14 protein-coding genes and 1 tRNA gene are annotated in these 20,965 nt (G+C 66.9%); 5 read left to right on the plus strand and 10 right to left on the minus strand.

Annotated elements, in window-relative coordinates; translation table 11 throughout:
* Nucleotides 1-8: 8 nt before the first annotated feature.
* Together AC0IX4_RS09115 and crgA are read right to left on the minus strand one after the other, a co-directional pair.
* A complete protein-coding gene (locus AC0IX4_RS09115) occupies nt 9-476 on the minus strand; it encodes a PH domain-containing protein (protein ID WP_471828750.1) in 468 nt (155 codons plus the stop codon).
* A gap of 69 nt (nt 477-545) precedes the next feature.
* A complete protein-coding gene (crgA, locus tag AC0IX4_RS09120) occupies nt 546-809 on the minus strand; it encodes a cell division protein CrgA (protein ID WP_471828751.1) in 264 nt (87 codons plus the stop codon).
* Nucleotides 810-926: 117 nt separating this feature from the next.
* Between crgA and AC0IX4_RS09125 the strand changes: the two genes are divergently transcribed.
* Nucleotides 927-1,559 carry an aminodeoxychorismate/anthranilate synthase component II gene (locus AC0IX4_RS09125; RefSeq protein WP_471828752.1) on the plus strand — a complete coding sequence of 211 codons (633 nt, stop codon included), beginning with the start codon at nt 927-929 and terminating at the stop codon, nt 1,557-1,559.
* 12 nt (nt 1,560-1,571) lie between these two features.
* On the opposite strand, the gene pknB is transcribed toward AC0IX4_RS09125, so the two are convergent.
* The 7 genes from pknB to AC0IX4_RS09160 all read right to left on the minus strand — a co-directional run bounded on the left by pknB (nt 1,572) and on the right by AC0IX4_RS09160 (nt 11,501).
* Nucleotides 1,572-3,512 carry a Stk1 family PASTA domain-containing Ser/Thr kinase gene (pknB, locus tag AC0IX4_RS09130; RefSeq protein ID WP_471828753.1) on the minus strand — a complete coding sequence of 647 codons (1,941 nt, stop codon included), beginning with the start codon at nt 3,510-3,512 and terminating at the stop codon, nt 1,572-1,574.
* Nucleotides 3,509-4,903 carry a serine/threonine-protein kinase gene (locus AC0IX4_RS09135; protein ID WP_082042910.1) on the minus strand — a complete coding sequence of 465 codons (1,395 nt, stop codon included), beginning with the start codon at nt 4,901-4,903 and terminating at the stop codon, nt 3,509-3,511. The genes pknB and AC0IX4_RS09135 overlap by 4 nt, the downstream gene beginning before the upstream one ends.
* 7 nt (nt 4,904-4,910) lie before the next feature.
* The gene (locus tag AC0IX4_RS09140; RefSeq protein WP_471828754.1) at nt 4,911-6,398 is read right to left on the minus strand and encodes a penicillin-binding transpeptidase domain-containing protein; all 1,488 of its coding nucleotides are present in this window, start codon (nt 6,396-6,398) and stop codon (nt 4,911-4,913) included.
* Nucleotides 6,395-7,849: an FtsW/RodA/SpoVE family cell cycle protein gene (locus tag AC0IX4_RS09145; protein ID WP_471828755.1), complete on the minus strand. Its 1,455-nt coding sequence runs from the start codon at nt 7,847-7,849 to the stop codon at nt 6,395-6,397. The genes AC0IX4_RS09140 and AC0IX4_RS09145 overlap by 4 nt, the downstream gene beginning before the upstream one ends.
* A complete protein-coding gene (locus AC0IX4_RS09150) occupies nt 7,849-9,294 on the minus strand; it encodes a PP2C family protein-serine/threonine phosphatase (RefSeq protein ID WP_056074229.1) in 1,446 nt (481 codons plus the stop codon). The genes AC0IX4_RS09145 and AC0IX4_RS09150 overlap by 1 nt, the downstream gene beginning before the upstream one ends.
* Nucleotides 9,291-9,752 (minus strand): FHA domain-containing protein FhaB/FipA, encoded by a 462-nt coding sequence (locus AC0IX4_RS09155; RefSeq protein ID WP_042573488.1) that lies wholly within the window; start codon nt 9,750-9,752, stop codon nt 9,291-9,293. Before AC0IX4_RS09155 ends, AC0IX4_RS09150 begins: the two co-directional genes overlap by 4 nt.
* Before the next feature lie 156 nt (nt 9,753-9,908).
* Nucleotides 9,909-11,501 (minus strand): DUF3662 and FHA domain-containing protein, encoded by a 1,593-nt coding sequence (locus AC0IX4_RS09160; RefSeq protein ID WP_471828757.1) that lies wholly within the window; start codon nt 11,499-11,501, stop codon nt 9,909-9,911.
* Between the two features lie 278 nt (nt 11,502-11,779).
* On the opposite strand from AC0IX4_RS09160, the gene AC0IX4_RS09165 reads away from it, so the two are divergent.
* From AC0IX4_RS09165 to AC0IX4_RS09175, 3 genes are all read left to right on the plus strand, one after another.
* A tRNA-Leu gene (locus AC0IX4_RS09165) sits at nt 11,780-11,865 on the plus strand.
* 410 nt (nt 11,866-12,275) lie between these two features.
* Nucleotides 12,276-16,877, plus strand: coding sequence for a glutamate synthase large subunit (gene gltB / locus AC0IX4_RS09170; RefSeq protein ID WP_042573490.1), 4,602 nt, complete (start codon nt 12,276-12,278; stop codon nt 16,875-16,877).
* On the plus strand, nt 16,870-18,336 hold the full coding sequence (locus AC0IX4_RS09175; protein WP_042573491.1) for a glutamate synthase subunit beta: 1,467 nt from the start codon (nt 16,870-16,872) through the stop codon (nt 18,334-18,336). The genes gltB and AC0IX4_RS09175 overlap by 8 nt, the downstream gene beginning before the upstream one ends.
* A gap of 71 nt (nt 18,337-18,407) precedes the next feature.
* On the opposite strand, the gene AC0IX4_RS09180 is transcribed toward AC0IX4_RS09175, so the two are convergent.
* Entirely contained in the window at nt 18,408-19,922 is a 1,515-nt protein-coding gene (locus tag AC0IX4_RS09180) for an MFS transporter (RefSeq protein WP_042573492.1), read from the minus strand.
* On the opposite strand from AC0IX4_RS09180, the gene AC0IX4_RS09185 reads away from it, so the two are divergent.
* Nucleotides 19,921-20,886, plus strand: coding sequence for an NAD(P)-dependent oxidoreductase (locus tag AC0IX4_RS09185; RefSeq protein ID WP_471828824.1), 966 nt, complete (start codon nt 19,921-19,923; stop codon nt 20,884-20,886). The two genes, AC0IX4_RS09180 and AC0IX4_RS09185, sit on opposite strands and share 2 nt — an antisense overlap.
* Nucleotides 20,887-20,965: the final 79 nt, after the last annotated feature.

Here is a 20,965-nt window from a genome sequence, read left to right on the forward strand (position 1 = left end):
GTCCCGCGTCAGTCGCGGGACCAGTCGGCCGGCACCCATCCCCTGAGCTCGAGCGTGTCGAACACCGCTCGAGGATCCTCTCCGAGGTCCCACCTGCCGAAGATGAGCAGGCGCTCGTCGTCACCGTCCCGCACGTCCATCTCCAGCATCGGCACTCTGCGTCCGAGTCGCGGGTACGGGACGAGGCGGACCGTGATCACGTCGTCGCGACGATAGGTGCGACGCCCGCGCAGGGTCTTCACCGTCATGACGTCGGCATCGACCGACAACTTCGGCCGCTGGACCGCGGCCAGCAGGGCGAGACTCAGTGCCGCCACGGCGGCGAGCGAGATCAACAGACGGCCCGCGGGATCGCTCGACGTCGCGACTGCCGCAACGCCCAGCGCGACGGCTCCGACACCCAGAGCTGCGACCGCGACACGAGGCGTAGCCCATGCCGCGACCGACCCGTCACCCCCTGTGGATAAGTTATCCACAGAAGTTATCCACAGTGTTAGTGAACGACACGCGTGTAATTCGCGCGCACGTCGACGCGATGCTCCTGGTCAACGCCACTTCATCGTCATGACGAGACCGATGATCCAGAAACCGAAGCCGATGAGCAGGTTGTACGCCCCCAGGCTCGACATCCAGCCGATGTTGTCCTGTGCGAGGTAGTAGACGATGAGATACACCAGACCGAGCACCATGAAACCGAACATGACCGACAGATACAGCGTGCTCGACGGCGCAGCCTTGACCTTGACGGGCGTCCGTGACGCCGGGTCGATGGTGTAATCGGCCTTCTTGCGGACCTTCGACTTGGGCATTGATCTCCTCGAACTCTCCTGCTCGGAATGCGTGTGGGCTGCGAGAACGACGCGCAGTGCCGTGGTCCACGATAACCTGCAGCCGGTCCGGGACAGCGTCGGCATTAGTGTGGTGACATGCGCATCCTCGTCGTCGACAACTACGACAGCTTCGTGTTCAACCTGGTCCAGTACCTCGGACAGCTCGGAACGCGGGCGCAGGTGCTGCGTAACGACGACCCCGCCGTCCTCGACGTGGACGCCGCCGTGAAGGACGTGGACGGGGTTCTGCTGAGCCCGGGACCGGGTACGCCCCAGCGCGCCGGCGTCACGATGGACATGGTGCAGGCGTGCGCCCGCACAGGAACTCCGCTCCTCGGAGTGTGCCTCGGGCACCAGGCGATCGGCGCGTCGTTCGGAGGCGTCGTCGAGCGTGCGCCGGAACTGCTGCACGGGAAGACGAGCGTCGTCCACCACTCCGGAGAAGGCGTGCTCGCCGGTCTGCCGGATCCGTTCACCGCCACCCGATACCACTCGCTGACGGTGCGAGAGAACACGATTCCCGACCAGCTCGAGGTGACTGCTCGGACCGAGAGCGGCATCGTGATGGCCATGCGGCACCGCGAGCTGCCGATCCACGGCGTGCAGTTCCACCCGGAGTCGGTGATGACCGAGGGTGGTCACCGGATGCTGGCCAACTGGCTCGCAGTGTGCGGTGACGCCCCGGAGGAGTCACTGGTGTCCGACCTCGAGAACGCCGCCCGGGTGTGACGTCCGGGCCTGCTAGATCCCGAACTTCCCGACGCTGACGTTCACGCGGTCCGTCTTCGAGATGGCGGTGCCGGGAGCGACGGCCTGCTGCTGGATCCTGTTCACCTGACTTGTGTCGAGCGTCTGGACGTCGACCTGGTCGATCTCGGCCAACGTTCCCTGCCACCCCGCCGCCCGCAGTGTCTCCACTGCCTGGACCGGTGTCTGACCCGTCAGGCTCGGGATCTGGAACTGGCTGCCGTTGGACACACGGAGCACCACGGTGCTGCCGTCGGCCGCGCTGCTGCCACCTGCGGGACTGGTCGAGACCACCTGTCCCTCGGGTAGTGCCGAGTCCACGTTCTGACGATCGACGATGAAGCCGGCACCTGCGACGTTGGGCTGTGCGACCTCGATGTTCTGCCCGGTGACGTCCGGGACGCGGATCTGACGCGGTCCCGACCCGAGGGTGATGCGCACTGCGCCACCCTCGGCCATGGACGAGCCGCGGGCCGGTTCCTGGCCGATCACCTTGTCGACATCGGTGCGGGCGGATGCACCTCGGCCGATCGCGGGATCGAGGGTCAGCCCGGCCTGCTCGAGGGCCTGACGAGCCGCGTCCTGCGTCAAGCCGGTCAGTTGGGGTACCTGGATCTGCTCCGGACCCGTGGACACCTCCAGCACCAACGTGCTGTTCTCGTCGACGGTGGTTCCCGACACGGGCCGGGTGCCTATCACGGCGCCTTCGGGAACCGTGGCGTCCGAACGTTGCTGCACGTCGACGCGGAATCCCGCGTTCTCGAGAGTCGTCCTGGCGATGTCGGCGGTCTGGGCCGTCACGTCGGGAACGGTCACGGATCGCGCGGGCGCGCCCGGTCCGAGATTCCACAGGAAAAGACCGACGACCCCGACGACGACGATGGCAGCGACGGCCATCAGTGCGACACGGACGCCCTTGCGTTTCGGTTCGACGTCGTCGTCGTCGTCGTTGTCGGCATGGGCGTGGCGAGCAATCTTGCGCGACTCGCCGTTGTTCTCGGTGGCGGTCGACGTCGCCGACGCTCGGGGCGCATCCATCGATCCCAGAATGGACGTGCGGTCCTCGTCGTTCATGACCATGGGCGCCACCGGGCGCTGGCCACCGAGTACCCGGATGAGATCCGATCGCATGTCCGCGGCGCTCTGGTAGCGGTTGGCCGGGTTCTTGGCCATGGCCTTGAGGATGATCGAGTCCAGTTCCCGGGGGATGTCCGCGTTCACCGACGACGGGAGCCGGGGATCCTCGCGAACGTGCTGGTAGGCCACCGCGACGGGCGAGTCGCCCGTGAACGGAGGCTCACCGGTGAGAATCTCGAACAACACGCATCCGAGTGAGTAGACGTCGGACCGGGCGTCGACCTGCTCGCCGCGAGCCTGTTCGGGCGAGAGGTACTGAGCGGTCCCGATCACGGCCGCGGTCTGGGTCATCGGGCTCGAGCTGTCGGCGATCGCGCGTGCGATACCGAAGTCCATGACCTTGACCGCGCCGGCCCGGTTGATCATCGCGTTGGCCGGCTTGACGTCGCGGTGCACGATGCCGTTGCGGTGGCTGAAGTCCAGTGCTGCGCAGACGTCGGCGATGACTTCCATGGCACGCTTCGGCGCCATCGGGCCTTCCGCACGGACGATGTCGCGCAGCGTGTCACCGTCGACGTATTCCATGACGATGTACGGCAGCGGTCCCGTGTCCGTCTCTGCCTCGCCCGTGTCGTACACGGCGACGATGGCCGGATGGTTCAACGCGGCAGCGTTCTGAGCCTCCCGTCGGAAGCGGAGGTAGAACGTGGGATCGCGCGCCAGATCCTGCCGCAGGACCTTGATCGCGACGTCCCTGTCGAGCCGGACGTCCTTGGCCAGGTGGACCTCGGACATGCCGCCGAACCCGAGGATCTCACCCAGCTCGTACCGGGACGAGAGCTGGCGTGGAGTGTTCATCGCTGCCCTCCCGGTGCGTAGTTGAACGGATTGCCGTCGTTGCCGTTGCCGTTGCCGTTCCCGTTACCGAGGCCGGGAATGTTGAACAACCCACCGCTGGTGGTGGTTGTCGTCGTCGGCTCCGTGGTCGTCGGTTCCGTCGTGGTGGTGGTCGGCTCGGTGGTGGTCGTGGTGGTTGTCGTCGTGGTGGTGGTCGTGGTCGGTTCCGTCGTGGTGGTCGTCGGACGGGTCGTCGTCGTGGTCGGTTCCGTCGTGGGCGCGGCGGTGCTGGTCGTCGTGACCACCGGTGTCGAACCGTTGCTCTCGGTGAAGACGAACAGCCCGAACGCCACGACGGCCGCCAGGAGGAGAAGACCTCCGGCCGCCCATGCCAACGCCTTCTGACCGGGCGACATGCCGGACTCCGGCTCGGGTTCCGGTCGGCGTGGCGCTGCAGCGGCGGCGGCGTATCCCGTCGCCGGTGCCGTCATCATCCGGGTGTTCGGATTCGCGCCCGTCATGGGAGCCATGACCCGGGACGTCCCCGATGCGGTTCCCGGCTGGGGAGGACGACGCCCCGCCCGCACGGCAGCGACAGCGTCCGCGAACTCGCCGCCGTTCTCGTACCGGGACGCCGGATCCTTCGTCATCGTGATCTCGATGAGTTCACGGACCGGCGCCGGCAGATCCGCGGGAAGAGGCGGCGCCGCGTCGCGGACATGCTTCATCGCGACCGTCAAGGCGCCGTCGCCCACGAAAGGCCGTGTGCCACTGATCGCTTCGTAGCCGACCACACCGAGCGAGTACACGTCCGACGCCGACGTCGCGTCCTGCCCCAACGCCTGTTCGGGTGCGATGTACTGCGCGGTGCCCATGACCATGCCCGTCCGTGTCACGGGCGACGCGTCGACTGCCTTGGCGATACCGAAGTCGGTGATCTTGACCGTGCCGTCCGGCGTGATCATGATGTTGCCGGGCTTGACGTCACGGTGCACGATGCCGGCGCGGTGCGCGGCCTGCAGCGAGCGGCCGGTCTGCTCGAGCATGTCCAAAGCATGCACCAGCGGCAACCGGCCCATACGGGTGAGCACCGTGTTCAGGGGTTCACCGATGACCAGTTCCATGACCAGGTAGGCCAGCGACTGCCCGTTGGCGTCCTGCACCTCGCCGTAGTCGTAGATGTTCGCGATGCCCGGATGGTTCAGCAACGCCGTCGTGCGCGCTTCCACGCGGAAGCGCTCGACGAATTCCGGGTCGTTCGAGAACTCGGGCTTGAGGATCTTGACGGCGACGCGGCGATCGAGCCGGTTGTCGGTCGCTTCCCAGACCTGTCCCATCCCGCCCGTCGCGATCAGACGCAACAGTCGGTAGCGATCGGCCACCAGTGCGCCGTTACCCAGGCCTCCACTCATGCGGGGCTCACCTCCCCTGCAATCCGGCGCCGAGCACAGCTCTCGCCACTGGTGCGGCGACCGATCCGCCCGTCGCGGCGAGCGCACGGTCGCCACCGTTCTCGACGATGACCGCGATGGCGATCTTCGGGTCCTCGGCCGGGGCGAAGGCGATGTACCACGCATGGGGAGGGGTGTTGCGGGGATCGCTTCCGTGCTCCGCGGTACCGGTCTTGGACGCGATCTGAACGCCCGCGATCTTGCCCTGTCCACCGGAATTGTTCTCCGAACCCACCATCAGATCGGTGAGCGTGGAGGCCACCTCCGGGGAGACGGCCTGTCCGAGGGACGTCGGCTCCGTGGTGTCGAGCGTCGACAGGTCGGGGGCCTGCAACTGGGCGACCATGTGGGGTGCCATCCGCACACCACCGTTCGCGATGGTGGCCGCGATCTCCGCATTCTGCAGCGGTGTCAGGGCGACGTCGCGCTGGCCGATGCTGCTCTGGCCGAGGGCCGCGTCGTCGGGGATCTCGCCGACCGTGCTGTCGGCCACCGGGATCGGCACCGACTGGTTCGTTTCGCCGATGCCGAACGCCGACGCCGCATCCTTGACGCCCTGGCTGCCGGTGTCGATGCCGAGCTCGACGAAGGCGGTGTTGCAGGAGCGCGCGAACGCCTCGCGCAGTGACGCGGTCGCGCCGCCACCACACGTGGAGCCGTTGTAGTTCTCGAGCGTCGTGGACGTGTCGGGCAGGGTGATGGTCGGTGCCGCGGTGAGCTGCGTGTCGGGCGTCGACCCGGCGGCCAGTGCCGCTGCCGTCACGACCACCTTGAACGTCGAGCCGGGCGGATAGGTCTGCGAGACAGCACGATTGACCAGTGGCTCACCGGGATCGTTCGCGAGCCGCTCCCATGCCTGCGTGGACTGCTCACCGTCGTGCGAGGCCAGTTCGTTGGGGTCGTAGCTGGGCGTGCTGACCATCGTCAGGATCTTGCCGGTGGACGGCTCGATGGCCACGACCGAACCGGTGTACCCCTTCGAGGTGAGTTGGTCGTACGCGACCTGCTGCATCACCGGGTCGATGGTGGTGACGACGTTGCCACCGCGCGGATCGCGGCCCGAGAGTAGGTCGAAGAACCGCTTGCCGAACAACCGGTTGTCGGATCCGTTGAGGACGGCATCCTCGGATCGTTCGAGGCCGGCGCTCGAGTACAGCATCGAGTAGAACCCGGTGACAGGCGCGTTCGCCGCCGGGCTCGCGGGCGCAGCCGGATTCGACGGGTACGTCCGCAGGTACTTGTACCGGTCCTCGGTCGCGACGGACGAGGCCAACACCTGGCCACCGCTCGAGATCTGTCCGCGCTGACGTGCGTACTCGTCGAGCAGGACACGCGAGTTGCGGGGGTCCGTGCGGAGGTCGTCGGCCTTGATGACCTGGACGTAGGTGGCGTTGGCGAGCAGGACCACGATCATGGCCATGACGCCGATGGCCACGCGGCGAAGGGGAGTGTTCACGGGCGCTTCACCACCTCGGTCATCGCGTCACCGATCGGCGCGGCGGGCGTGCGCTTCTGCGGCACGACAGGTGCGCGGGCGGCATCGGAGATCTTGATGAGCAACGCGACCAGGGCGTAGTTCGCGAGCAGGGAAGAGCCTCCGTAGGACATGAACGGTGTCGTGAGACCGGTGAGGGGAATGAGCTTGGTGACGCCGCCGACCACGACGAACAGCTGGACGGCGATGGTGACGGACAGGCCGGCGGCGAGGAGCTTGCCGAAGCTGTCGCGCACCGCGAGCGCCGTCCGGAGCCCACGCAGCACGAACATCATGTAGAGCATCAGCACTGCTGCCAGGCCGATGAGCCCGAGCTCCTCACCCACGGTGGCGATGATGAAGTCGGTACTCGCGAACGGCACCTGCGACGGACGGCCGCTGCCGAGGCCCGTGCCGCCCATCCCGCCGGTCGCGAGGCCGAAGAGAGACTGTGAGATCTGGTACCCGGTGTCGTTGTAATCGGCGAAGGGGTCGAGCCAGGTGTCGGTACGGATCTTCACGTGCCCGAAGAGCTGGTACGCGAGAAGGAATCCCAGGAGCAGCAGGGCGACCCCGATGACGATCCAGCCGACACGCTCGGTGGCGACGTAGATCATCACCAGCACGGTGCAGTAGATCAGCAGCGACGTGCCGAGGTCCTTCTCGAACACCAGGACGCCGATCGAGACGATCCACGCCACGACGATCGGTCCCAGATCGCGTGCTCGCGGGAAATCCATGCCCAGCACGTGCTTGCCCGCGGTGGTGAACAGCTCACGCTTGGCCACCAGGACCGACGCGAAGAAGATCAGCAGCAGGATCTTGGAGAACTCACCGGGCTGGATGCTGAAGCCCGGCAGTCGGATCCAGATCTTCGATCCGTTGACCTCGGACAGTGACGACGGAAGGATCGCCGGGAGCGCGAGGAACACCAGTCCGCCCAGGCCCAGGGTGTAGCCGTAGCGTGCCAACGTCCGGTAATCGCGGATCAGCACCAACACGGCGACGAAGCCGGCGATGGCGAGCGCGGTCCAGAGAACCTGCTGGTTGGCGTCGGGCGACGGTTCCGTGTCACCGAGATAGGTGGCGGACTGTTGCGCGGCCAGATCGAGGCGGTGGATCAGCACCAGCCCGAGACCGTTCAGCAGCGCCACCAGCGGCAGCAGAAGGGGATCGGCGTGCGTGGCGAAGCGGCGAACCGCGGCATGCGCGACGGCGAACATGGCGAGGTATGCCACTCCGTACTTCGCCAGGTCCCACGTGATGGTCTGTTCCTGGCTCGCCTCGACGAGCACCAGCGACACGGTGGTGATGAGCGCCGCGGCTCCCAGGAGGGCTGCTTCGACCCCACGCTTGGTGGACTGCGGGGGTGCCGGAGCGAATCCGCCCGGAGGACTGGGGAACGACGCCGAAGACTGGTTCGGGGCGGACATCAACTGCCCGTCCTGCAGGTCTGACCTGCCACGAGTGTCGGCGTCGGAGTCGGAGTCGGCTCGGGTGTCGTCGTCACGGGCGGCGCCGCCGGGTCGGCGGGAGGCGGTACAGGTGCTGCCTCGGTCGGCGGAACGGCCGTGGTGGTGGTCGGAGGAGCCGTCGTCGCGGTGACCGGCTTCTCGCACAGCGGCAGCAGGTCACCGGCCACGAGCCGGTTCACCTGCGAGCGTGCATCGTCGAGAGTGCCGGACGGCAGCCCCGAACGCACCTGTTCGCGGGCGGACGGCTGCAGGTCGTCGACACCGAGGACGCGGCACTGAGCGTCGGCGGGGGATCGCAGATCGATCGTGGCGGGGTCCGACGTCTCACGGACGCACCCGACCAGATCCACTTCCTGCAGGGAGAAGCCGAGTACCGAACCGGGGACTCCCCGCATCACCACGACGCGTCCGTCGTCGGAACCGACGTAGTAATTGCGCTGCAGGAGCTGCCATCCGACGATCGAACCGACGACCAGCAGGGCGACGACGGCGAGACCGGTCAGGGACCAGCGGAGCTTGTGCGACTTCTTCTCCGGGGCCGGCGGCGGCGGAGTGACCACCCTCTTGGGCGCGGTCCGGGGAGGGCGCATCGCGGCTGCGCGTCCGGCTGCGGTGTTCGGTGGGGGCGAGTCCTCCTCGTCGTCCATCGATGCGGCGCCGGCGAGGATCGGATGGGACTGGCCGTAGTCGAGATCGATGACGTCGGCCACCACCACGGTCACGTTGTCGGGGCCACCGCTGCGCAGCGCCAGTTCGATCAGGCGATCGGCGCACTGGTCGTTCTCGCCCTCACGCATCGTGTCCGCGATGGTCTCGCTGCTGACGACGTCGGACAATCCGTCCGAGCAGAGCAGATAACGATCCCCCGCCCGAGCCTCACGCACGGTCAGAGTGGGTTCGATCTCGTTGCCGGTGAGAGCCCGCATGATCAGCGACCGTTGCGGGTGCGAGTGCGCCTGCTCGGCGGTGATCCGCCCCTCGTCGACCAAGGACTGGACGAACGTGTCGTCGCGGGTGATCTGCGTCAGTTCGTCGTCCCGGAGCAGATACGCCCGGGAGTCGCCGATGTGAACGAGCCCGATCTTCCTGCCGCCGAACAGGATCGCCGTCAACGTGGTGCCCATGCCGTCGAGTTCGGGGTCGTCCTCGACCTGTTCCGCGATGGTGGCGTTGCCCTCACGGGTAGCTCGCTCGAGCTTGCCCAGGAGATCGTCGCCCGGCTCGTCGTCGTCGAGATGGGCGAGCGCGGCGATCATCAGCTGCGACGCCACTTCTCCGGCGGCGTGGCCACCCATGCCGTCGGCGAGAGCGAGGAGGCGTGCACCCGCGTAGACGGAGTCCTCGTTGTTGGATCGCACGAGACCGCGATCGCTGCGCGCGGCGTAGCGGAGAACCAAGGTCACGGGCGCAACTCGATCACGGTCTTGCCGACGCGGACGGGCGTTCCCAGGGGAACGCGCACCGCCGTCGTCACCTTGGCGCGGTCGAGGTAGGTGCCGTTCGTCGAGCCGAGATCCTCGACGTACCAGTCACCTCCGCGAGGTGACAGACGCGCGTGGCGTGTGGAGGCGTAGTCGTCGGTGAGGACGAGAGTCGAGTCGTCCGCGCGGCCCATGAGGACCGGCTGCGACCCCAGCGTGATGCGTGTCCCGGCGAGCGACCCGTGGGTCACCACCAGGTATTTAGCGACCTTCTGCTTCCGGCCCTGCAGAGAGACCGGCGACTTGCGTGACCGAGGTGCGACACGAAGACCGGACGCCGCGTAGATGTCGGAACGCAGAGTGCGCAGCACTGCCCAGACGAACAACCACAGGATCAGGAGGAAACCAGCTCGCGTGAGCTGCAAGATCAATCCCTGCACAGCGTGTCACCTCCTCGTTCCTCGACAGCTCGGACACCACACGCATGGGGATGCGCGCACGGGGACTCCCCGTCTCGGAGCATCATAAGGGCAGGGACCGACTGCCCCGTGTCGGCCGCCGCGCGACGGCCGCCCTTCTAGTGGTCCGGGGTCTCGTCAGACGATACGGACGAGGATCTCCGAGTGGCCGGCGCGAACGATGTCGCCGTCGGCCAGCTGCCAGTCCTGGACCGGCGCACTGTTGACCGTCGTTCCGTTCGTGGAACCCAGATCCGACAGCATGGCTACGCGGCCGTCCCACCGGATCTCGAAGTGACGACGCGAGACGCCCGTGTCGGGGAGTCGGAACTGCGCATCCTGGCCGCGCCCGACGACGTTCCCACCCTCGCGCAGCTGGTAGTGACGGCCACTGCCGTCCTCGAGCTGGAGCGTCGCGGACAGTCCGCGCTGCGCACTCGGGCGGTCGTAGTCGTCACCGTCGTCGGCGAGCGGCTGCTGGTATCCCTGCGTGGGCGGCTGGTCGTATGCCGGAGCCGCCGCGGCTGCACCGTAGGCACGCGCGTCGGGGGTCGGTCGTCCGTAGCCACCGTCGTCGTAGCTCCGCTGGCCGTACGCCGGCTGGTCGTAGCCGGCCTGGTCACGACCGGACTGGCCGTAGCCGGCCTGCTGTCCGTATCCCTGCTGATCGCGGTACGCCTGCGGCTCGTAGCCACCGGCGCCCTGATCCTGCTCGCGACCACGCTGGTCGTACCCGGCCTGGTTGTACCCGCGCTGGTCGTAGCCGCCCTGGTTGTAGCCGCGCTGGTCGTAACCCTGCTGGTCGTAACCCTGCTGGTCGTACCCCGCCTGGTTGTAGCCGCGCTGGTCGTACCCGCGCTGGTCGTAGCCCTGCTGGTCGTTGTCGGGCTGGTCGTAGCCCTGCTGGCCGTAGCCACGACGGTCGTACCCGCCCTGGTCCTGACCGCGCGGGTCCTGCGCCCGAGGATCGCCGTTCTGCTGGCCGTAGGCCTGACGGTCGTACGGCTGCTGGTCGTACGACTGACGCCCGTACCCACCCTGGTCGTAGCGGACCTGCTCCCGCGGATCCCCGGCCGGCTGTCCGTAGCCGCGGTCCTGCTCGGGGTAGTCCTGGTACGCCCGCGGAGGACGGACTCTGTTCTCGGCCGACGGGTCGACACCGCGAGGTGCCTCCGACGGGTAGGCACTGCCGTTCCGTGGTGCGCGTGACGCGACACCGGACGCGGGCCGCTGGCCTTCGTGGTCGGGCTCGTCGCCCTGGTTCTGAGTCCCTGAGTTCTGGGTCATGGGGCCGGCTCCTGATATCGACGACGGTTGGGCTGTGCCTGAGGTGAGTTTCGATGGGTCTGGCTGATCGACGTCCGGATCGACGGTGGCCGATGTGCGGAACTGCCCGGTGTGCAGCGTCGAGGACGGTGCGAACCGGACGACCACCTTGCCGTAGGTCTGCCATCCCTGTTCGGTGATGAAGTCCTGGAGGTGTCGGGAGAACGCCTTGGTGGTCAGGTCGTGGTCGGACGCCAACTGTTCGTGATCGGAGTCGCTGATGGCGATCACGTACGCGTTGGGAGCCAGTAGGTGCCCGCCGTCCAAGGTGCGGACGGACGCGGTGGCTTCCTGTTGCAGGGCCGCCTCGACCTCCTGCGGGACGACACCGCCGCCGAACACTCTGGCGAAGGCGTCTCCGACAGCGCTCTGCAGCTTTCTCTCGAAACGCTGGACAACTCCCATGACACCCTCCTCGTCTCGCCTCGGTCGATCACGCGTCGTCGCACGACACGGGGCGCGTCACATCATCGGGAGTACCCGATCACGTGACGCTCCGAACGTCCTCCGAACGCCCACGACTGTGTGCGTGGTCGGTGGCGCGTGTCCTACCGCCGTGCGACTGCTGATCCATGCTATACGGCCGGAACCGAGTTTCCGCCCCGGCTCGGGCCCGGAACTCGGTCGGGAGGTATGGATTTCGGTCGGCGAGACAGGTCGTGTTAGCCTCGTTCCCGTCGCTCGGGCGAGTGGCGGAATGGCAGACGCGCTGGCTTCAGGTGCCAGTGTCCTTCGGGACGTGGGGGTTCAAGTCCCCCTTCGCCCACCACACTGGCCGTAGTCGAGATCACTCGCTACGGCCAGTAGTTTCTTTGCCAGGTATTCTGGTAGCGAATTCGAAGTTCACCGCGCAGCGTGGCGCGGACATCACGTGATCTCGTCGACATCGACGACAGTATCTGCAGGTCGGCGCAACATGAGGATGCCCTGATTTGTGGATTTGCCGGGGTGCTGACTTATCGTTCTGCTGAGGGGCCGACCCACAACAGTCGCCCCTGCCCGAAAACACTCGGCTATCGCCTCGGAACAGATCGTCCACCAGGAGTAGCCGGAGCCCCATCGGAGTGCGTGGTTCAACGGCGAACCCGCTCTCGCATCGCCCCGCGGTGGCTCGTTCTCTTCTCGAACGAGGTCGAATCTCCGCGGATCTTGGCTCGACTCGTCAGTTAGGCAAGACACATGCAGCTTCCCGGTCACCGGTACCCATCAGCTCGAGGCCTCTACGACCCGGCGAACGAACACGACTCCTGTGGTGTCGCGTTCGTGGTCGACATGCACGGACGTCGTAGTAGGGACATCGTCGACAAGGCGATCACCGCGCTGATCAACCTCGAACACCGCGGCGCTGCGGGCGCAGAACCCAACACCGGTGACGGTGCCGGCATCCTGATCCAGGTTCCGGACAAGTTCTACCGCGCCGTCGTCGACTTCGAGCTGCCGCCGGAGGGTTTCTACGCCACCGGCATCGCCTTCCTCCCGCAGGCACGTGTCGCGTCCGAGGAAGCCTGCGCAGGAGTCGAGCGCGTCGTCGTCGAAGAAGGCCTCGACGTTCTGGGGTGGCGCGACATCGACACCGACGACGCGTCGCTCGGTGCCCTGGCCCGCGATGCCATGCCGACCTTCCGCCAGCTGTTCGTGGCATCGCCCGACCGTTCCCTCTCGGGAATCGATCTCGAGCGGCGAGCCTTCGTCGTGCGCAAGCGCGTCGAGCACGAGCTCGGCCTCGAGGGCCCGGGCAAGGACGGCCCCGGCCGCGAAAGTGTCTACTTCCCGTCGCTGTCCCCGTCGACCATCGTCTACAAGGGCATGTTGACGACGCCGCAGCTGCGTGGCTTCTACCTCGACCTGCAGGACGACCGGGTCGAGAGCGCGCTGGGCCTGGTGCACTCGCGTTTCTCCACCAACACGTTCCCCTCGTGGCCGCTGGCGCACCCGTTCCGCCGTGTCGCGCACAACGGTGAGATCAACACCGTCACCGGCAACGAGAACTGGATGCACGCCCGCGAGGCGCTCATCGAGTCGGACGTCTTCGGTGGACCCGAGAAGCTCGAGAAGATCTTCCCCGTCAACACGCACGGAGCATCGGACACGGCCCGCTTCGACGAGGTGCTCGAGTTCCTGCACCTCGGCGGACGCAGCCTGCCGCATGCCGTGCTGATGATGATCCCCGAGGCGTGGGAGCACCACGACAAGATGGATCCCGCCCGCCGGGCGTTCTACCAGTACCACTCCACTCTCATGGAGCCGTGGGACGGACCGGCCTCGGTGTGCTTCACCGACGGCACGGTCATCGGTGCGGTCCTCGACCGCAACGGCCTGCGCCCCAGTCGCCTGTGGGTCACCGACGACGGCCTGGTCATCATGGCGTCCGAGGTCGGCGTGCTGGACATCGAGCCGTCGAAGATCGTGCGCAAGGTCCGCCTGCAGCCCGGCCGCATGTTCCTCGTGGACACCGCGCAGGGCCGGATCGTCAGCGACGACGAGATCAAGGACGAGCTGGCTGCGGAACACCCGTACCAGGAGTGGCTCGACGAGGGCCTCATCAGCATCGACGAGCTGCCCGAGCGCCCGCACGTCCACATGACGCACGACCGTGTGCTGATCCGTCAGCAGATCTTCGGATACACCACCGAGGAGCTGAACATGCTCGTCGCGCCGATGGCGAAGGCGGGTGCCGAGGCGATCGGGTCGATGGGAACCGACACGCCCGTAGCTGTGCTGTCGAACCGTCCCCGCATGTTGTTCGACTACTTCTCGCAGCTCTTCGCGCAGGTGACCAACCCGCCGCTCGACGCGATCCGCGAGGAAGTGGTCACCAGCCTGGGCGGAACCATCGGTCCCGAGCGGGATCTGCTGCAGCCCACTGCCGAAGCGTGCCGTCAGATCGTTCTCACGTCACCGATCCTGCACAACGACCAGTTGTCGAAGTTGGTGCACATCAACGACGACGGTCTGCAGGACGGACTCCGCTCCGTCGTCGTCCGCGGCCTCTACCCGGTGGCGGAAGGTGGTGAGGGACTTCGTCGTTCGCTCGAAATCATCCGTTCGCAGGTGTCCGCAGCCATCGCCGGCGGCGCACGCATCGTCATCCTGAGTGACCGTGAGTCGAGCGAGAAGTTGGCGCCGATCCCCTCGCTGCTGCTGACGTCGGCCGTGCACCACCACATGATCCGCGAGAAGACCCGGACCAAGGTCGGTCTCATCGTCGAAGCGGGTGATGCTCGCGAGGTGCACCACATGGCGACGCTCGTCGGATTCGGTGCGGCAGCGGTGAACCCCTACATGGCGTTCGAGTCGATCGAGGACATGATCGACCGCGGCAACCTGCAGGACATCGACTACGACACCGCGGTGAAGAACTACATCAAGGCGGCCGGCAAGGGCGTCCTGAAGGTCATGTCGAAGATGGGTATCTCGACGCTGGCGTCCTACACCGGCGCCCAGCTGTTCCAGGTCATCGGCCTGTCGCAGGAACTCGTCGACGAGTACTTCTACGGCATCGCGTCGCCCCTGGGCGGGATCGACCTCGACCAGATCGCCGCCGATGTATCCGTGCGACACGGAGTCGCCTACCTGGACAACAAGTTCGAGCGCGCGCACCGCGAGCTCGAGACCGGTGGCGAGTACCAGTGGCGTCGCGAAGGCGAGTACCACCTGTTCAACCCGGACACCGTCTTCAAGCTGCAGCACGCCACCCGCACAGGCCAGTACTCCGTGTTCAAGGAGTACACCCGGATGGTCGACGACCAGTCGGAGCGTCTGGCGTCGCTCCGCGGACTGTTCCGCTTCAAGACCGAGGGTCGCACCGCGATCTCGATCGACGAGGTGGAGTCGGCGCGCGAGATCGTCAAGCGTTTCTCCACCGGCGCGATGAGCTACGGCTCGATCTCGGCGGAGGCGCACGAGACTCTGGCCATCGCGATGAACCGTCTCGGTGGACGTTCGAACTCGGGTGAGGGCGGCGAGGACGTCGCGCGCTTCACGCCCGACGAGAACGGCGATTCCCGTCGGTCGGCCGTCAAGCAGGTCGCGTCGGGACGATTCGGTGTCACGTCGAACTACCTGACCAACTGCACGGACATCCAGATCAAGATGGCCCAGGGTGCGAAACCGGGTGAGGGCGGCCAGCTTCCGGCTCACAAGGTGTACCCGTGGGTCGCCGAGGTCCGGCACTCCACGCCGGGTGTCGGGCTCATCTCGCCGCCGCCGCACCACGACATCTACTCGATCGAGGATCTCGCTCAGCTGATCCACGACCTGAAGAACGCCAACCCGCAGGCTCGCATCCACGTGAAGCTGGTCTCCGAGGTCGGCGTCGGAACGGTCGCCGCCGGTGTGTCCAAGGCACACGCGGACGTCGTGCTGATCTCCGGCCACGACGGCGGGACGGGCGCCACGCCGCTGACTTCGGTCAAGCACGCGGGCGCTCCGTGGGAGCTCGGCCTGGCCGAGACCCAGCAGACGCTGCTCCTCAACGGTCTCCGTGACCGCATCGTGGTCCAGGTGGACGGTCAGCTCAAGACCGGCCGCGACGTCATGGTCGCTGCTCTGCTCGGCGGCGAGGAGTTCGGTTTCGCCACCGCCCCGCTGGTGGTCTCGGGCTGCATCATGATGCGCGTGTGCCACCTGGACACCTGCCCCGTGGGTGTCGCGACGCAGAACCCGGTGTTGCGCAAGCGGTTCGCCGGCCAGCCCGAGTTCGTGGAGAACTTCTTCCTCTACATCGCCGAGGAGGTTCGCGAGCTGCTCGCGGAGTTCGGTTTCCGCACGCTCGACGAGGCCATCGGCCAGGTCGCGCTGCTGGACACCACGGCCGCCAAGGAGCACTGGAAGGCGTCGAAGCTCGACCTGTCGCCGATCCTCGACGTCGCCGAGTCCGCGTTCATGAACCAGGACCTGTACTGCACGGGCACCCAGGATCACTCGTTGGACAAGGCGCTGGACCAGCAGCTCATCGTCCAGAGCCGCGACGCTCTGGACAAGGGCGAGAAGGTCGAGTTCGCCACGCGGATCACCAACGTGAACCGCACCGTGGGCACCATGCTCGGTCACGAGGTCACCAAGGCGTACGGCGCCGACGGTCTGCCGCAGAACACGATCGACATCACGTTCACCGGTTCGGCCGGCAACAGCTTCGGTGCGTTCGTGCCGAAGGGAATGACGCTCCGGCTCGAGGGCGACGCCAACGACTTCGTCGGCAAGGGCCTGTCCGGTGGTCGACTGATCGTCCGCCCCTCGCGGGATGCGAACTCCGATTTCGTCGCGGAGAACAACATCATCGCGGGCAACGTGATCCTGTTCGGCGCCACCGAGGGCGAGGCTCTGATCCGCGGCGTCGTCGGTGAGCGTTTCGCCGTCCGCAACTCGGGTGCCGTCGCGGTGGTCGAGGGTGTCGGTGACCACGGGTGCGAGTACATGACCGGTGGCAAGGTCGTGATCCTCGGTGAGACGGGCCGCAACTTCGGCGCCGGCATGTCCGGTGGCGTGGCGTTCGTCTTCGACCCGAACTCGACGTTCGAGGACAACCTCAACACCGAGCTCGTGGACATCGAGGATCTCGAGGGTGACGAATTCGCGTGGCTCAAGGACGCGATCACTCGTCATCGCGACGAGACCGGGTCCGAGGTTGCCGAACGCATCCTCGCGGACTGGTCCCAGCAGGTGAATCACTTCGTGAAGGTGATGCCGCGCGACTACAAGAAGGTACTGCTCGCGATCTCCGAGGCCGAGAAGAACGGCGCGGACGTGGACGAGGCGATCATGGAGGCAGCTCGTGGGTGACCCGCAAGGATTTCTGAAGAACACGTCACGAGAGCTGCCGAAGCGGCGTCCCGTGGACCTGCGCCTGATGGACTGGAAGGAGGTGTACGAGGACTTCTCCGCGGACACCCTCCGCACCCAGGCCAGTCGGTGCATGGACTGCGGCATTCCCTTCTGCCACAACGGTTGTCCCCTGGGGAACCTGATTCCCGAGTGGAACGACCTGGTCTACAAGGACCGGTGGCGCGAGAGCATCGATCGTCTGCACGCGACGAACAACTTCCCCGAGTTCACGGGTCGGCTGTGCCCGGCTCCGTGTGAGGCATCGTGCGTCCTGGGCATCAACCAGGACCCGGTGACCATCAAGCAGGTCGAGGTCGAGATCATCGACCGCGCCTTCGACGAGGGCTGGGTCCAGCCCGTCTACCCGACGTACCTGACCGGCAAGAAGGTCGCCGTCGTCGGCTCGGGTCCCGCGGGACTCGCCGCCGCACAGCAGCTCACGCGCGCCGGTCACACGGTGACCGTGTTCGAGCGGGCGGACCGTATCGGTGGCCTGCTCCGCTACGGCATCCCCGAGTTCAAGATGGAGAAGCGCCACATCGATCGCCGGTTGGCGCAGATGGAAGCCGAAGGCACCATCTTCCGCACAGGCGTCAACGTGGGTGTCGACATCACCGCCGAGGAGTTGCGCGCCGAATTCGACTCGGTCGTTCTCTCCGGTGGAGCTACCAAGGCTCGCGATCTCGAGGTGCCCGGCCGTGAGTACGGCGGCATCCACCAGGCGATGGAATTCCTGCCGTGGGCCAACCGAGTGCAGCTCGGTGACGACGTGGTGGACGACTACGGTCAGCCGCCCATCAGCGCCAAGGGCAAGAAGGTCATCATCATCGGTGGCGGCGACACCGGCGCGGACTGCCTCGGTACGTCGCACCGCCAGGGTGCCGCGAGCGTGCACCAGTTCGAGATCATGCCGCGACCGCCCGAGGAGCGCGCCGGATCCACACCGTGGCCGACGTACCCGTTGGTCTACCGCGTGTCCTCGGCTCACGAGGAGGGCGGCGAACGCGTCTTCTCCGTCAACACCGAGCGCTTCACCGGTGAGAACGGTTACGTCACCGGACTCGACGCGCACGAGGTCGAGTTCAAGGACGGTCGCTTCGCCAAGGTCGAGGGCTCCGACTTCCATCTCGAGGCCGACATCGTCTTCCTCGCCATGGGATTCGTCGGACCCGAGCAGCCGGGACTGCTCACCGATCTCGGTGTCGACCTGAACGAGCGTGGCAACGTCGCCCGCACCGATCAGTGGAACACCAACGTCGAAGGCGTGTTCGTGGCCGGAGACATGGGTCGCGGTCAGTCGCTCATCGTGTGGGCCATCGCCGAGGGCCGTTCCTGCGCCTCGGCGGTCGACACGTTCCTCATGGGCAAGACTGCTCTGCCGGCGCCGATCGTCCCGACGCAGGCGCCCCAGCGCTGACGGAGTTCACACTCCCGAACGACCACGACACCCCCTGCAGCGACGCTGCAGGGGGTGTCATCGTGTGAGCTTCAGCGTGATCGGCGGAACAACGCCGCAGCGGCTGCCCCAGCGATCAGCAGGATGACGACCGTGGCGCCGGAGGCTGCGACGATGCCGTCGACGTACGCCTCGCGTGCGCGACCGGCGAGGTCGGCACCGAGGTCGGGATCGAGTTGCCGTGCGTCCGACAGGGTGGCGGCGAGAGTGCCGTCGCCGGCCGCATCGGCGGGACCCAACACGATGCGGTACGTGGCGACGCTGATGGATCCGAGCACCGCGATGCCCAGTGCGCCACCGAGTTCGGCGCCCGTCTCCGACACCGCGCCGGCCGCGCCCGCCTTCTCCGGGGCCGCGGTGGCCAGCACCCGATCGGACCCGAAGGTGGTTCCGGTACCGACCCCGACCGCGGCGATCACCATGCCGCACAGCAGGATCGCCAGCGTCGCACCCGACCCGACACTCGACGGGACCGCCACGAATCCGATGACGACCGCGCCCAGCACCATCACCGAGATGGCGCCGACCAGGATCACCGACGGTCGGCGGCGCTTCATGATCAGCGGCGCGCTCAGGGACGCGGCGGCCGTCGCTATCGCAGGGATCAGGGACCACAGGCCGGCCTCGAGGGTTCCGAGGCCCATGACGAGCTGAAGATACTGCGACAGCATCAGATTGAAGCCGGTGATGATGAAGACCGAGACCAGGATGACGATCACCGCGACCGAGAAGGCTGGGGTGCGGAACAGGTCGAACTCGATGACCGGGTGCGTGCTCGCGCGTTGACGTCGGACGAACCACCAGCCGACCAGGAGCCCCACCGCGAGCGCGGCGGCCACCTGCCAGTCGAGCCCGCTCTGCGCAGCGTGCTTGAGCGCGTACACGATTCCCAGCATGGCGACGATGGACGCTGCGACGGCGGGGAGATCGAAACGGCCCGGAGCGGGGTTCTTGGCTTCGGGGAGGATCAGCGGCGCCGCGATCAGCAGAACGATCATGATGGGGATGTTGATGAGGAAGACCGAACCCCACCAGAAGTATTCGAGCAGAGTGCCGGCGATGACGGGCCCGAACGATCCGCCTCCGGCGAATCCGGCGGTCCAGATGCCGATGGCGACGCCGCGCTGCACGGGGTCGACGAACAGTTTGCGCAACAACGACAGTGTCGACGGGGCCAGCGTCGCGCCGCCGACGCCCAGCAACACCCGGGACGCGATCAGTGCTTCGGGTGAGTGCGAGAACGCCGCGGCGACGGAGGCGATGCCGAAGACCAGCGAGCCGATCATCAGCAGTCTGCGCGTGCCGATGCGGTCACCGAGCGATCCCATCGTGACCAGCAGGCCGGCCAGCATGAAGCTGTAGATGTCGAGTATCCAGAGCTGCTGCGAACTGCTCGGCTGCAGATCCTCGGTCAGCGAGGGCAGCGCCAGGTAGAGCACGGACATATCCATCGACACCAGGACGATCGGCACGACCAGCACCGCGAGACCCCACCACTCGCGACGCCCTGCCCGCTCGGTCGTGGTGTCGGTGTCGGTGCTGGACATGCGTGGTCCGTTCTTCGGTGCGTGTGGGGTACACCTTGATGGGAACACACGGACGGGGTCGACAGAGAATCGACGTCGTCGACGAGAGGGGTCGGACATGCAGGTCGCAGTACTGGGCATCGGAACGATGGGCGCGGGCATGGCGGGGTCGCTGCTCCGCGGCGGCCACGAGGTGACCGTCTGGAATCGCAACGCCGAGAAGGCGCGGCCCCTCGAGGAGCAGGGTGCGACCGTCGCGTCGGATCCGCAGTCGTGTGTCGAGGGCGCCGACGTGGTCGTCACCATGTTGTTCGACGAAGCGGCCACGGCCGACACCGCGGAGAAGTTTCTCTCCGCCATGCGCCCCGACGCGGTGTGGCTGCAGAGCGCGACCGTCGGTCCGGCCGGGGCACGCCGACTGGCAGACCTGGCTGCGGCGCGCGAGCGGGCTTTCGTCGACTGCCCGATGCTCGGAACCAAGGCGCCCGCGGAGTCGGGCACGCTCACTGCCCTGATCTCGGGATCGGCAGAGACGATCGAGACCGTCCGGCCGGCACTGGAGTCGATGACGGTGAAGACGGTGACGGCGGGCAGTGAGCCGGGTAGCGCCAGCGCCCTGAAGCTGGCCTGCAACGCCATGGTGGCCACACTGACAGCGGCCACCGCACAATCCGTGGCGATGGCCTCCGAGCTGGGCCTCGACCCGGCTCTGGTGCTCGAGGCGCTCGACGGCGGGCCGGTGAACGCGCCGTACACCCAGTCCAAGGGGAAGGCCATGATCGCCGGTGACTTCACACCGTCGTTCGGAGTCGACGGCGTGGTCAAGGACGTGAGTCTGATGATCGACGCCGTTCCTCCGCGAACCGGCCGACTGCTCGAGGCGATCCGTAGCGCGTACGTCGACGCCGGCACCTCCGGGCATGGGGCGGACGACCTGTCGGCCGTCGTCACGGCGTTCGAGGCGGATCGGGAATCTCAGGACTGAATCGGGTACCACTCCGTACGTTGTGACCGATCATGTCCAGCGGTGCGACAAAAACACGATCATTGTCATCGACTCCGAC

This window comes from Rhodococcus sp. AC861 (assembly GCF_979256035.1).

What these genes read in the sequence shown, in the direction of transcription:
- AC0IX4_RS09180 (WP_042573492.1), bottom strand. Translation starts at nt 19,922, where the DNA reads ATGTCCAGCACCGACACCGACACCACGACCGAGCGGGCAGGGCGTCGC.
- AC0IX4_RS09125 (WP_471828752.1), top strand. Translation starts at nt 927, where the DNA reads ATGCGCATCCTCGTCGTCGACAACTACGACAGCTTCGTGTTCAACCTG.
- AC0IX4_RS09145 (WP_471828755.1), bottom strand. Translation starts at nt 7,849, where the DNA reads ATGTCCGCCCCGAACCAGTCTTCGGCGTCGTTCCCCAGTCCTCCGGGC.
- crgA (WP_471828751.1), bottom strand. Translation starts at nt 809, where the DNA reads ATGCCCAAGTCGAAGGTCCGCAAGAAGGCCGATTACACCATCGACCCG.
- pknB (WP_471828753.1), bottom strand. Translation starts at nt 3,512, where the DNA reads ATGAACACTCCACGCCAGCTCTCGTCCCGGTACGAGCTGGGTGAGATC.
- AC0IX4_RS09185 (WP_471828824.1), top strand. Translation starts at nt 19,921, where the DNA reads ATGCGTGGTCCGTTCTTCGGTGCGTGTGGGGTACACCTTGATGGGAAC.
- AC0IX4_RS09135 (WP_082042910.1), bottom strand. Translation starts at nt 4,903, where the DNA reads ATGAGTGGAGGCCTGGGTAACGGCGCACTGGTGGCCGATCGCTACCGA.
- AC0IX4_RS09160 (WP_471828757.1), bottom strand. Translation starts at nt 11,501, where the DNA reads ATGGGAGTTGTCCAGCGTTTCGAGAGAAAGCTGCAGAGCGCTGTCGGA.
- gltB (WP_042573490.1), top strand. Translation starts at nt 12,276, where the DNA reads ATGCAGCTTCCCGGTCACCGGTACCCATCAGCTCGAGGCCTCTACGAC.